Origin of the sequence: Simonsiella muelleri ATCC 29453, assembly GCF_002951835.1 — a bacterium.
Lineage (GTDB): Bacteria > Pseudomonadota > Gammaproteobacteria > Burkholderiales > Neisseriaceae > Simonsiella > Simonsiella muelleri.
The window spans coordinates 629,761-643,476 of sequence record NZ_CP019448.1 but is presented as its reverse complement, the minus strand read 5'-3'; the positions used below and the strand labels follow the sequence as shown (position 1 = coordinate 643,476).

Genomic DNA, 13,716 nt, shown 5'->3' with positions numbered 1-13,716 from the left:
TCCTATCCCGTTTTCCCAACGACTACCGCTGGCAAATCTCCACCAGGTAGTGCAATAGGGTTTTGTCGCTATTCAGGGCGGTGATGGTGGCGAGTATTTGATTGCGCAGGTCGTCTGAAAATACAACAGAGATGCGGTACTGGGCTGTTGATTGAGGATGTTTTACTTTACCATAAAACCATCATGGCTGAATAAACCACTATTACCGCTATTAAACTGTCAATGCGGTCAAATACACCACCGTGCCCAGGTAATAATTGGCTGCTGTCTTTTACGCCATGTGCGCGTTTTAGCCAACTCTCCAGTAAATCACCACCAATGCTTACCGCCACCAAAATCGTAGACAACAACATTGTGCCAAACCAACTCATTTTCACGCCCAGCCAGCCCCATTCTCGCGCCCAACACATATAAATCAACACAATTATCCAACCACCAATTGCGCCTTCCCAACTTTTTTTCGGGCTAATTACAGGCGCAAGCTTGTGTTTTCCCCATGCACGCCCAACAAAATACGCCCCACTGTCCGCAATCCACACCAGCAACATCACCGACAACAATGACGCAACCGACTCATTTTCAGGGCGAAGCAGCAACATACCAAACCAAAATGGCAGCATCAATAACCAACCACACGCCATTGCCCACACATCTTGCGGTATCCATTTTTTGCGTAACCACATCGGCATAACCACCAACCAAAACGCCAACGCCAATAACCACACAAACGCAGGCAATGCCCAATCCCCCATTAATGCGGTTAATAAAAAAAACGCAGTCCCGATAAGATAACTGCGTTGTGTGGTGCGTGAGAAGCCCACAATCCGCCCATATTCCCACAACGCCAACAGCGCAATCAGTCCACAAAATAATCCCCAAATCGCCTGATTCGCCCACAGCAACATCAGCAACATAATGGGTAATAATATTAATGCTGTCAAAATCCGTTGTTTCAACATTTTTTATCGCCTTGTCTCAAAAAGTAAACAGTTTTCACACAAATTATACGTTAAAACAGTATTTTCAGGCAGCCTGAAAAACATTTTCGCTATAATTAAATCATCACTTAATTTAAAGAGGGGATTGATTATATGAAATTTTTAATAAAAGTAGCGTTGCTGCTTTTTTGTACGATTCACGTGGCGTGGGCGGCCAGCATTGTGATTGATGCTGGACATGGTGGACACGACCCTGGCGCAAAACGAACATTTGATGGCGTAACGTATTTGGAAAAAAATCTGACACTAAAAATCAGCCAACAAGTGGCGCAAGAATTTAGAACGCATGGACACGATGTGGCCATGACACGAACGAAAGACCAATTTTTAAATTTGAATACAAGATTGTTAAAAGGCAGACAATTGTGTCAAAACGCTTTTATTTCGGTGCATATTGATGCGTCTCGGCAGGAAAAACAAACACAAGCTCAAGGCGCAACCGTTCATGTGTATCCCACTGCCAATACTCGCACCAGAAAAATTGCACAAGCAACACAACGCGCATTAAATCCCAAACGCCGTTATAAAATATCTAGATTCAGAGTGATACGCGATAAAAAGCCCAGTTGTGTTTCCATGTTAGTGGAAATGGGCTATTTGAATAATCCAAATGATTTAAAAAAATTGAATGATCCAAAATATCAACGAGAAATATCAAAAAAATTAGCACAATCGGTTTCTAATGGTTTAACAAAATATAAAAATTACGCCATTCTCAACTCTATCTAATTAAGATATGGCAATTGAATAAAAAGGGGCATAACCCCACTCTTAAAGATACCCGTCAAGATAATCCGAAAGAGAGACAGTTATGCCCCAAGACGAATTTATCATTAAAACGTATCTAATGGTAGATGCTTTATACAATCAGCTCGTTCAAAAACCATTAAGACAAGGTGGCTTTGCACCCAAACTTTCAGATTGTGAACTGATTTGTATGGAAATTGTTGGCGAATTTCTCGGTATGGATACCGATAAAAAAATTTGGCAATATTTCAAACAACATTGGCAAAATTGGTTTCCCAATTTAGGCTCTTACCCTAATTTTGCCAAACAATGTGCCAATTTGTATTGGGTTAAACAACAAATGCATCAAAAAATCACTGCAAATTGGTGTGAGCAAACAGAGTATTATGCAGATGCCTTTCCTATTGCAGTCTGTAAATTTGCCCGAGCTAAACGCCATCAAAATTTTCGTGCATATGCGACGTTCGGTTATTGCGCTTCCAAAAAAGAGACCTATTATGGTTTTAAAGGTCATCTTTTGATTACTCGCTCAGGTATGATTAAAGCCTTTACTTTTACAGCTGCCAATGTTGATGAACGGCAGGTATTACCTGAACTTTTAGAAGGCAAAACAGGGTTTGTTGGTGCGGACAAAGGGTATTTAAGTTCTGAATTAAAAGATGAAATGAAACAAAGCCATATTAATTTACAAACACCTTATCGTAGCAATATGAAAGATGACAGAAGTCCTCAATTTCTCAAATGGCTAAAAAATAGTCGCCGTATGATTGAAACAGTTATTGGTCAATTAACAGAGAGATTTAACATGGAAATAGTTCGTACAAAAAATCTGTTTCACCAATCTAACCGTTTTATTCGGAAAATTTTATCGCATAATTTTTGCTGTTTACTGAATCAACAAATTCAACACCCAATTACTCAATTTGCTGGGTTAATTGGGTGTTGAGAATGGCGTAAAAATTAGCCTTTCAGGCTGCCTGAAAACAATATATGGGTTTTCAGGCAGCCTGTTTTTGACGATAATAATGTGTTCATTATTTTTCAGAAAGTTAATATTGTGAAAATTGTCATTGCTACAGATTCTTTTAAAGAAAGTTTAACTGCGCCACAGGCGTGTGCAGCTATTCAACGTGGTTTTGCGAAAATTGCTCCCAATGTTCAATATGTTCAAATCCCTATGGCTGACGGTGGTGAAGGCACAGCGGCGGCTTTGGTGTCGGCTTGTGGTGGCGAATGGGTAAATGTACGCGTATCTGATCCATTGGGGCGACAAGTATTGGCAAAATATGGCGTGTTACCCAACGGTACGGCTGTAATGGAAATAGCGGAAGCAGCTGGATTACATTTACTCACACCAGCCGAACGAAATCCAATGAAAACCAGTACTTATGGTGTAGGAGAAATGATTGCTGATGCGTTAGGGCGGGGCATCAAACGGATTATTTTGGGGATTGGCGGTTCTGCTACCAATGATGGCGGCGCAGGAATGGCGCAAGCGTTGGGTTTTCGCTTACTAGATAAGGCGGGGCGTGATTTACCACGCGGTGGCGCAGCATTACGTTATTTGGCGGCAGTCAATACGTCTAGCAGTTTATATGAACTAGACGATTGTGAGATTGTGGCGGCGTGCGATGTGGTCAATCCGTTGTGTGGCGATTCGGGGGCAAGTGCTGTATTTGGCAAACAAAAAGGCGCGAATATTCAAATGGTTCGTGAATTAGACACGGCTTTAACGAATTTTGCAGACGTGTTGGCGCGTAACGGTACAGATTTTCGCGATGAAGCAGGCAGTGGTGCAGCTGGTGGATTGGGTTTTGGCTTACGTGCTTTATTGGGAGCGCAATTGCGTTCGGGGATTGACATTGTTCTAGAAGTAACCGAATTAGCAAATAAAATATCCGGAGCAGATTTGGTTATCACGGGTGAGGGCTGCATGGACGGTCAAACGACTTTTGGCAAAGCACCGTTGGGCGTACTGCGTGTGGCGCAAGAATACGGTGTGCCTGTAGTGGGTTTAGCAGGCAGCGTGGCGGATGTAGATGAATTGTATGCGTTGGGTTTTGCGGCGGTGTTCCCGAGCATTGACCGTGTGGCAAGTTTGCCCGATGTGTTGGCCAATGCCGAGCAAAATGTAGAACGCACCGCACGTGCTATTGCTGCAATATGGGCTTTGTAATCAATAATATTTTCAGCCTGAATTTTCAGCCCGAAACCTTTACAAAATCCTAGCTTTCTATCTTTAAATAACCTGTATTCACAGCCAAGATTTCAGGCAGCGGTATTTTTGTTGATAAGGGAATATTCTAACTGAAAAGTGAATTTCCCCCAGTTATCTAGGATTGTCCCAATACTTTTGGTTGGCTGCCCTCACTTCCCGAGCAAACCACCATCGCCAATTACCTAGACCAAAAAACCCACAAAATTGACCGCTTACACGATAAAGTTGAACAAGCCATAAACCACCTAAAAGAATACCGCACCGCCCTAATTACCCAAGCGGTTACAGGCAAAATTAAAGTGGTTTAAGTACTTGACGAATTACAGGCGATTACTTAAAGTAATCATCTTTTTACAAAGCACAAACAAAAATCGTCCGAAAGGCAAAAAAATGAACACAAATTCAACCAAACCAACCGACATTTATTTTTTCGGAACGTGCGTATTGGATATGTTTATGCCCGAAGCAGGCATGGACGCCATTACACTCATTGAACAACAAGGTATTAAAGTCCATTTTCCTATGGAACAAAGTTGCTGCGGTCAACCAGCTTATTCGTCTGGACACCCAAAAGAAGCCTTTGAAGTGGCTAAAGCACAACTGGATTTATTCCCCGAAAATTATCCGATTGTTGTGCCATCAGGTTCATGCGGTGGCATGATGGCTCTGCACTGGCGCAAATTGTTTGCAGGCAGCGAGTACGAAACCAAAGCCAATCAAATCGCCGACCGTGTAGTGGAATTTACCCACTTTTTACTCAACATCGGCTATGAACCCAAAGACCAAGGCGAACCAATTAAAGTCGCCGTCCACACGTCTTGTGCAGCACGCCGTGAAATGGACGTACACACAAGCGGTTGGAAATTAATTGACAGCCTGCAAAACGTAGAACGCGTGGTACATGACCACGAAAGCGAATGTTGTGGATTCGGTGGCACATTCTCCGTGAAACATTCTAATATTTCTGGCGCAATGGTTACCGACAAAGTCCAAGCACTTAAAGATACAGGCGCAACCGCCATTGTCAGCGCGGATTGCGGTTGTATGATGAATATCGGTGGCAAAATCGCCAAAGATGAACCCAATATGCCACGCCCACAACACATCGCATCATTCTTATTAAAACGCACTGGAGGTAAAGCATGAGTGCCGCTCGCTACAATATTTTAAATAAACTAAAAGCTGCCAATGCTACCGTCTTGCGTGAACCTGAAGTGGCTGAATATTATGCAGAAATGACCCCAACTTGGGAAAGCGATGTCGCTCGCTTGAAACATTGGGCAAAAACCATGCGGGCGGTAAAAACTGAAATTTTTTGGGTAACCGAAAAAAATTGGACAGATGTATTAAACCAAGTGATTGAACAAAAAAATTTGCAAAATATTCTGTTGCCCACACAAACCGAAAGCGGCAAAAAAGCCATCAAAGCGGTTCAGGCTGCTGGTAAGGCGCAAGTCAAACATTTTGACCGCGTGATTGAAGATTGGAAAGATGAATTTTTTGCGGATATCCAAGCTGGTTTTACTGATGTTCGTTGTGGCATCGCGCACACAGGTACGGTAATGTTATTCCCCACACCCGCTGAACCACGTACGCAAAGCCTTGTTCCACCAGTACATATTGCGTTGTTTGACGCGAGCAAAATGTATGACACATTTTACGCGGCAATGATTGGCGAAAAAATGGCAGAAGATATGCCTACGAATGTGGTGTTGGTGTCTGGGCCATCTAAAACAGCAGATATTCAATTAACGCTGGCTTATGGCGCACACGGCCCCAAAGATATGGTCATTTTAGCGATTTTGCCCAAAGGCGTAAAAGCAGAAGATTTGGCAGAATAAATATTTCAGGCTGCCTGAAGAATTGACAACTTTCAGGCAGCCTGAAAAACAATACAAAGACAGTTTTCATATTTTAGGTAGCCTGAAAATACGCATGCAGACTTCCCCTAAAAATAAAAACAGTAAAGAGAGAATATAATGACAACACAAACCGTTCATTTTTATCCCGAAACTTTCAAGCAAAATGCTGAAGTTGCCTTAGCAGACAAACCACTGCGTAAAAGTCTACGTACCGCAATGGATATGCTGATGACTAAACGCAAAGCTGTTTTGTCTGATGAACACGAATTGCAATTATTGCGCGATTTGTGTTCACACGTCCGCAAACGCTCACTCTCAAGGCTGCCTGAATTGCTGGAACAACTGGAAAGCAATTTAACCAAATTGGGTGTCAAAGTGCATTGGGCAGAAACGCCTTTAGAAGCCTGCCAAATTATTCATGGCATCATTGGCGACCATCAAGGTAAATTAATGGTCAAAGGCAAATCCATGGTTAGCGAAGAAGTAGAATTAAATCACTACCTTGCTGACCATGGCGTTCAAGCGATTGAAAGCGATTTGGGTGAATACATCGTGCAGATGGCCGGTGAAAAACCCACTCACATCGTGATGCCCGCCATTCACAAAACCAAAGAGCAAGTAAGTGAATTATTTCATAAAAATATTGGTACCGAATTAACCGATGATGTGGATAAATTAACAGGTTTTGCACGTATGGCGTTACGCGATATTTATCGCACCGCAGACGTGGGCTTAAGTGGTGTAAATTTTGCTGTTGCAGAAACTGGCACGTTGTGTTTGGTAGAAAATGAAGGCAACGGACGTTTGACAACCAGCGTACCGCCTGTTCACATCGCGATTACAGGCATTGAGAAAGTAGTCGCCAAATTAACCGACGTGGTGCCGTTATACAGCCAATTGCCACGCACCGCAATTGGTCAAAACATCACAACTTATTTCAACATGATTACAGGTCCACGCCGTAGCGAAGAATTAGACGGCCCACAAGAAATGCACTTGGTCTTGTTGGACAACGGTCGTACTCAAGCCTACGTTGAAGAGCAAATGCGCCAGACCTTGCAATGTATTCGTTGTGGTGCATGTATGAATCACTGTCCTGTGTATTCGCGTGTGGGTGGAGCGGCGTATGGTACAACTTATCCTGGTCCTATTGGCGAAATTTTGTCGCCCCATTTGTTGGGTTTGGACAAAACGCGTGATTTGCCAACTGCTTGCTCAATGTGTGGCGCGTGCGTGGAAGTTTGCCCTGTGAAAATTCCAATTACCGAACAAATGCAACGTTTGCGCGTAGAAGCGCAACGCAGTCCCGATGAAGTTGTCCCACATCCAATCAAAGGGCAAGGTGCATCACATTCATTGGGTGAACAATTGTCTTGGCGTATTTTTGATGGTTTGTTCTCGGGTAAAAAATCGTACATGGCATTGGGTTGGACAATTACCAAATTCCGTAATTTAACACCAAGCTGGCAATTCGATTGGACGAAAAATCACGTTCCCATGAAACCTGCTGAAAAAACATTGCATCAATTAATGAAAGAAAAATTAGCCAATAAAAATTAATGGATAGCCGTCATTTTTCAGGCTGCCTTTTTGGTAAAATAATGAATCAGGCAGCCTGAAAATATTTTTTCTAAATAGAAAATAAAACATTAATATATAGCCGTTTAAAATAAAAATAGGACAAGACGACTACAACCGCCGTGTACATCTGGTTACATAAAGAAGCGGACAACTCGGTAGTATTTTTAATTTAAACGACTGCACAAGTCTAACATATCCTCTTACTTTGGAGATAACCATGAGTATTTTCTTATCTATTTTTCCTATTTTGTTGCTGATTGTGTTGATGATTGGCTTCAAAATGCGTGGCGACCACAGTGCGATGCTGGCAGTGTTGTCAGCTGTTTTGATTGCGATTTTCGCTGTACCCAATCTGGCGGGGTTCACGCCACCCGAAGGCTATAACGCTGGGTATGTTGGCTGGGCATTTGTGGAAGGTATTTTAAAAGCAGTATTCCCAATTTTAATCGTGATTTTGATGGCGTTGTTCAGTTACAATGTATTGTTAGAAAGCAAACAAATCGAAGTGATTAAACAACAATTTACCAATATTTCAGGCGATAAACGCATTCAAGTTTTGTTAATTGTGTGGGGCTTTGGTGGTTTGCTGGAAGGCATGGCTGGTTTTGGTACAGCGGTGGCAATTCCTGCGGCGATTTTGATTGGTTTGGGTTTTTCACCTCGTTTTGCGGCGTTGGTTTCACTGATTGGTAACAGCGTGGCGACAGGCTTTGGCGCGGTGGGTATTCCAGTGATTACATTAGCAAAAGAAGTATTTGGTTCAACAGTTACCGCTGAACAAACTCATGCAATTGCAGGAGATGTGGTCATTCAATTGGGCTTACTGATGTTCCTTGTGCCATTTGTGATTTTGACTTTAACCGATACCGCGAAAAAATACATCTTGCCAAACGTGATTTTGTCAGCTGTGGTAGGTGGTTTGTCGTTGGCGGTGCAATTTGTGTCAGCGTATTTTATCGGCGCGGAAACACCTGCAATTTTGGGTAGCATTGCGTGTATTGTGTTTATCGTGTTGTACGCCAAATTAACCGAGAAAAAAGAAACCCCTGCCGACAAAGTCATTACAGGTAAACAAATGGCAAAAGCGTGGGCAGTATATGGATTTATCTTATTTTTCATCATCATGGCAAGCCCTTTATCTGGTCCAATTAGTGCGTTTTTGAAATCCACTTTGGTTAGCAAAATTCATTTACCAATTTATGCCGAAGGCAAAGCATTCAGTTTTGGTTGGTTGTCTAATGCGGGTTTGATGTTGTTTTTGGGTGCATTCATCGGTGGTTTGGTGCAAGGCGTATCAGCTAGCAAATTATTCCAAATTTTGGGTCAAACTTTGATTAAAATGAAATCTTCGGGCATTACGGTAATTTCTTTGGTGGCAATGAGCGCGATTATGAGCCACAGCAGCATGATTGCGGTAATTGCCAAAGGTTTGGTTGATGCAACGGGTACGTTGTATCCATTGGTTGCGCCGTTGGTGGGTGCGATTGGTACGTTTGCGACAGGTAGCGACACGTCATCTAATATTTTGTTTGGCAAATTGCAAGCGTCTGTCGCCGACCAATTGGGCATGGATAAAGCTTGGCTGGCAGCAGCGAATACAGCGGGTGCAACTGGCGGCAAAATCATTTCGCCACAAAGCATTGCGATTGCTACTGCAGCGTGTGAACAACAAGGTCAAGAAGGGGCGTTCTTGCGTTCTGCGATGCCTTATGCAGCGGTGTATGTGATTATTGCGGGAATTACGGTATATTGTTTTACGACATTGGCGTTGTAATCAACAATAATCCATAGCCAAATAACAGGCAGCCTGAAAACAAATTTGCTGTTTTCAGGCTACCTGTTATTGTATAATTTGTTTTTAATTCAGTACAATAAAATGATGATACGCTGTATTTTTTGCTTGCTTTTATGCGCCGTTTCGCCATTGGCTGTGGCAGAAACTCATGGCTATTTGGGTTTTTGGCATAATCCAAATGACCCGCTTACCGTTCCCGAAACCAAAACCACCCAAGAAAACAATAACCGTGAAGATGCTCGCGCCGAAATAGAACAATTTTGTAGTAAGCAGGATAAGTCATTGAAAAATGGACAATCTGGTTGTTTTTCCATCACCCCATTACACGATACTTGTGCGGCGGTAGCGTGGTCGCGTAAACGTGGTTTGATGTCGCCGGATAATATTGTCATCAGTATCCATCCGAAATTTCAAAAAGTTGCCAAACTTGCTAGCAAAGCTTGCCGCAAACAATTTGGCTGGTTTGCGCGTTGTGAAATAGAAACCGTGTATTGCACCGATAAACAAATGTATGAGTGATTTTTTTATTTTCAGGCTGCCTGAAAACACATTAACCGCGAATTTGTTGTTCAAAACCTTTTAATCGTTTGTAAATAGACAACAATTCCACAATTGTGGTCCACGATTGCACCAAAAATTGAAATGAATCTTGCACCTTATTAAACGCGCGAACAATTTGTTGCAACGTGCCCAATGTCAACAAACCCATCAACAAACTCGGTGCAAGCGCGATATATGGCACAATCACCGCAAATTGCAAATATGACCAACGCGCCAAATCAAAATACATATAATGCCAATACAGACGATAATTATTTTTGCGAATATCTTCAAATAAATCTTTTAAAACTGATAGTTGTGCGCGGTCTATATGGTCTTCGCCCAACACCAATTCTTTGCGGTACGCCGCTTCCACTTTCTGATTATTGAATTCCAACCCCGGTAATTTTATGCCCACCACCGCCAAAATCACCGTCCCAGCCAACGAAAACAACAATGCTACATACACCAGCGCATGATCAACATACCCAATCCACGGCATTTGCGTAACTTGTTTGCTCAACTCCCACAGCAACGGCAAAAACGCAATTAAAGTTAAAATGGCTTGCAAAAAACTCACGCCCAGTGTTTCCATAATTTTGGCAAAACGCATAGTATCTTCTTGAATTCGTTGCGAAGAGCCTTCAATATGGCGCACTTTTTCCCAATGAGATTGGTAATATTCGGTCATGGCTTCGCGCCAACGAAAAATATAATGTCGCCCAAAAAAATCCCCTAACACCGCCACAATCATGGAAATACCCGCAATTTGCGCAAACTTCAGCAATAATTTCATAAAATCAGGAAACGTCATGCTATTGGGCTTTTTCAAAACTTGTTGAATCGTGTCATAAAATTCGCCAAACCATTGATTGATTTGTACGTCCAATTCCACACGATACCAAGTTGCCAATAAAATAATCAATGAACCACCCAGCGACCACGCCCACCATTTTCTATTCCCAAAAAAACTCTTAAACATAATGATTTATTTCCATTCATAAAATACGCATATTCAACTACAATCGTTTAAAACAAAAAGAGGACAACACAATCGTATTTTTCATTTTAAACAACGACAAAAGGCAGCCTGAAAACAAATAGTAGTGAATTGAAACAGTCATGCTACGCATTGCTCACGTCCTTATGCACTATTCGTACGTGGTGAACGTGGTTGTCTTGTATCATTGTATTTCAATCCACTGTATCTTTTTCAGGCTGCCTTTAAATATATGGAATAGACTTAATTATGAACCAAAGTGCCTTCATCTTCGCCTAAAACCACACTTTTTAATGCACCCATTTTTTGAATACCAAACACCACAATATTCAAATTACGTTCTTGGCATAAGGTAAACGCAGTAGAATCCATCACTTTCAATTTTTTCTTAATTGCTTCATCAAACGTAACCGATTGATAACGCGTAGCCGATGGATCTTTTTTCGGGTCAGCGGTATAGATGCCATCCACGTTAGTGGCTTTGAGCATCACATCACACTGCATTTCTGCGCCACGCAAAGCAGCCGCAGTATCGGTGGTAAAAAACGGATTGCCTGTACCAGCCGCAAAAATCACAACTTTGCCCTCTTCCAAATACTGTAAAGCTTTTGGACGTGCATACGCTTCAGCAACTTGTTGCATGGTTAACGCAGATTGCACACGCGCTTTAGTACCCAAACTTTCCAAAGCTTCTTTGAGTGCCAGCGCGTTCATAACGGTCGCCAACATACCCATATAATCGGCAGTTGCCCTGTCCATGCTGCCTGCTTGTGCGGACACGCCACGGAAAATATTGCCACCACCCACCACAATGGCGACTTCTACTCCTAATTCTACAATTTCTTTAACTTGTTGAACCATTTGCATAATGGTTTCACGATTGATGCCAAAAGGGTCGCTTCCCATCAAGGCTTCGCCAGATAATTTTAATAAAACACGTTTATATTTTAAGCTCATTTTGATAGTCTTTCTTTCTTCTTGAACAAACTGCATGGTAAATTAAAATAAATAGGACAAAGCGACCCATGTGTACATCTCGTACACAAGGCAACAGACAAGCCGTATTTTCATTTTAAACGACCATATATTTTTAAATAGCGCAGATTATACCCCCTAATGATATTCGGCTAATCAAATTAACATAATATTTTTTCAGGCAGCCTGAAAAAATAACGCGCCCAGTCATTCTGGACGCGTTATCTCACTTTACCCAATTTTTATTTTAAACAACCATATATTCACATGAATTTAAACAGCGACAAACAATTTGCTAAACAGCCAAAACAACGAACCCGACAACAAAATCGCCGCTGGCAAAGTCAAAACCCAAGCCAATAACAAATTTTTCACGGTAGATTTTTGCAAACCTGCTTTATTTGCCACCATCGTACCCGCGATACCAGACGACAAAACGTGTGTGGTAGAAACAGGCATACCAAATACGTCAGCTGCCGCAATCGTAGACACCGCAACCAATTCTGCCGATGCACCTTGCGCGTAAGTCAAATGCGATTTGCCAATTTTTTCGCCGACTGTTACCACGATGCGTTTCCAACCCACCATCGTCCCCAAACCCAACGCCAACGCCACCATCACTTTAACCCAAGTCGGGATAAATTTTGTGGCTTTATCCATATTGCGTTTGAATGCGTCGACATCTTCTTTGACTTTACCTTGCCACAATTGTGGTTGGCTTTTTTCTAAATGTTTGATGGTTTCGGAAGTTAAATACATATTGTTGCGAATATTGCCCACTACTTTGCTGTTCCATTGTTTGATATCGGGTTCAACGCGTGCTTGTTCGCCAATATTTTCAATGATGTTTGCCAAAGCAGGCACAACATTTGGATTCATTTGTTTGTCGCGTAAATAAGTGGTCAAAACATTGCGACTTTGGTCGTACATCAATGTGGTATTGGGTACTTGAATTTGGCGCAATTCTTGTGCAGTTACTTGCGCTAAAGCGGCAAATTCGGCACTTTCTTCGGTAGAAATCGCGTGATTTAAACCGTAAGTCATCGGCACAACGCCCACCAAAATCAGCATAATCAAACCCATGCCTTTTTGTCCATCATTTGAGCCATGAAAAAATGATACCCCCGTACAAGTTAAAATCAACAATGCACGAATCCACAAAGGTGGAGGTTGTTCGCCTTCGGGAGCTTCAAACAATTCGGGGCGTTTGGCAAACAATCTTTTCATCAGAAAATAGACCGCTGCCGCCAAACCCAAACCAAAAATAGGCGAAATCAACAACGCTGCCCCCACTTTTTCCACTTGCGCCCAATCTATGCCAGCCGTTGCACTACGACCGTGTAACAAAGCGTTGGCAATGCCGACTCCCACAATAGAACCCACTAAAGTATGAGAAGACGATGCAGGCAGCCCAAAAAACCACGTTCCTAAATTCCACAAAATCGCTGCAATCAACAATGCGAAAATCATCGCAAAACCACTCGCCGACCCAACTTGTAAAATCAATTCAACAGGCAGCAGCGCAATAATCCCAAATGCCACCAAGCCACTTGATGCCAATACCCCTAAAAAATTGAAGAAACCAGACCACACCACCGCCGTGGTTGCAGGTAAAGAATGAGTGTAAATTACGGTAGCGACTGCATTGGCGGTGTCATGGAAACCATTGACAAATTCAAATGCAAGCGCAATCAACAGTGCAACACCTAATAATACATAAGGAATTAATGTGGTTGGGCTTTCTAACGTGGCGGTAATGTCATGAGTTAAATTGTAAATCATGTAACCCAAGCCAAAAATCATCAGTGAAACGAAAGTGAAAATGGTTAATTTGCTAGGCTTGTGGTCTAAATTCGGACGTCCCTCGTGAATCAAACCATTGGACGCAATCGCAGTGGATTTCATTATTAAAATCTCCAAGTTTTGAACTGTATGATGACTGTTTGATGGTCATGATTCAGTCTAGCAAACAAATGCTACAACTTTATGACAATTCACAA

12 protein-coding genes are annotated in these 13,716 nt (G+C 42.2%); 8 read left to right on the top strand and 4 right to left on the bottom strand.

The features are described 5' to 3' along the window. Positions 1 to 167: 167 nt before the first annotated feature. Positions 168 to 959 carry a phosphatidate cytidylyltransferase gene (locus tag BWP33_RS03170; RefSeq protein WP_002642952.1) on the bottom strand — a complete coding sequence of 264 codons (792 nt, stop codon included), beginning with the start codon at positions 957 to 959 and terminating at the stop codon, positions 168 to 170. Positions 960 to 1,091: 132 nt separating this feature from the next. On the opposite strand from BWP33_RS03170, the gene BWP33_RS03165 reads away from it, so the two are divergent. The 8 genes from BWP33_RS03165 to BWP33_RS03130 all read left to right on the top strand — a co-directional run bounded on the left by BWP33_RS03165 (position 1,092) and on the right by BWP33_RS03130 (position 9,720). Beyond that, on the top strand, positions 1,092 to 1,727 hold the full coding sequence (locus BWP33_RS03165) for an N-acetylmuramoyl-L-alanine amidase family protein (RefSeq protein WP_002642953.1): 636 nt from the start codon (positions 1,092 to 1,094) through the stop codon (positions 1,725 to 1,727). 82 nt (positions 1,728 to 1,809) lie between these two features. Further along, complete coding sequence (locus BWP33_RS03160; protein ID WP_104930280.1) at positions 1,810 to 2,691, top strand: IS982 family transposase; 882 nt, start codon at positions 1,810 to 1,812, stop codon at positions 2,689 to 2,691. 111 nt (positions 2,692 to 2,802) lie between these two features. Then, the gene (locus BWP33_RS03155) at positions 2,803 to 3,921 is read left to right on the top strand and encodes a glycerate kinase (RefSeq protein ID WP_002642955.1); all 1,119 of its coding nucleotides are present in this window, start codon (positions 2,803 to 2,805) and stop codon (positions 3,919 to 3,921) included. Positions 3,922 to 4,353: 432 nt separating this feature from the next. Then, positions 4,354 to 5,109 (top strand): (Fe-S)-binding protein, encoded by a 756-nt coding sequence (locus tag BWP33_RS03150; RefSeq protein ID WP_002642956.1) that lies wholly within the window; start codon positions 4,354 to 4,356, stop codon positions 5,107 to 5,109. Continuing rightward, on the top strand, positions 5,106 to 5,804 hold the full coding sequence (locus BWP33_RS03145; RefSeq protein ID WP_002642957.1) for a LutC/YkgG family protein: 699 nt from the start codon (positions 5,106 to 5,108) through the stop codon (positions 5,802 to 5,804). Before BWP33_RS03150 ends, BWP33_RS03145 begins: the two co-directional genes overlap by 4 nt. 138 nt (positions 5,805 to 5,942) lie before the next feature. After that, the gene (locus tag BWP33_RS03140; protein ID WP_002642958.1) at positions 5,943 to 7,385 is read left to right on the top strand and encodes a LutB/LldF family L-lactate oxidation iron-sulfur protein; all 1,443 of its coding nucleotides are present in this window, start codon (positions 5,943 to 5,945) and stop codon (positions 7,383 to 7,385) included. Positions 7,386 to 7,623: 238 nt separating this feature from the next. Next, a complete protein-coding gene (locus BWP33_RS03135) occupies positions 7,624 to 9,180 on the top strand; it encodes an L-lactate permease (protein WP_002642959.1) in 1,557 nt (518 codons plus the stop codon). Between the two features lie 102 nt (positions 9,181 to 9,282). Beyond that, complete coding sequence (locus BWP33_RS03130) at positions 9,283 to 9,720, top strand: DUF4189 domain-containing protein (protein WP_002642960.1); 438 nt, start codon at positions 9,283 to 9,285, stop codon at positions 9,718 to 9,720. A 31-nt stretch (positions 9,721 to 9,751) separates the two neighbouring features. Here the strand turns inward: BWP33_RS03130 and BWP33_RS03125 are convergent, their stop codons facing one another. From BWP33_RS03125 to BWP33_RS03115, 3 genes are all read right to left on the bottom strand, one after another. Further along, on the bottom strand, positions 9,752 to 10,723 hold the full coding sequence (locus BWP33_RS03125) for a putative transporter (protein ID WP_002642961.1): 972 nt from the start codon (positions 10,721 to 10,723) through the stop codon (positions 9,752 to 9,754). 261 nt (positions 10,724 to 10,984) lie between these two features. Beyond that, complete coding sequence (gene pyrH / locus BWP33_RS03120) at positions 10,985 to 11,698, bottom strand: UMP kinase (RefSeq protein ID WP_040629524.1); 714 nt, start codon at positions 11,696 to 11,698, stop codon at positions 10,985 to 10,987. A gap of 291 nt (positions 11,699 to 11,989) precedes the next feature. Further along, the gene (locus BWP33_RS03115) at positions 11,990 to 13,621 is read right to left on the bottom strand and encodes an inorganic phosphate transporter (RefSeq protein WP_002642963.1); all 1,632 of its coding nucleotides are present in this window, start codon (positions 13,619 to 13,621) and stop codon (positions 11,990 to 11,992) included. Positions 13,622 to 13,716 lie beyond the last annotated feature (95 nt).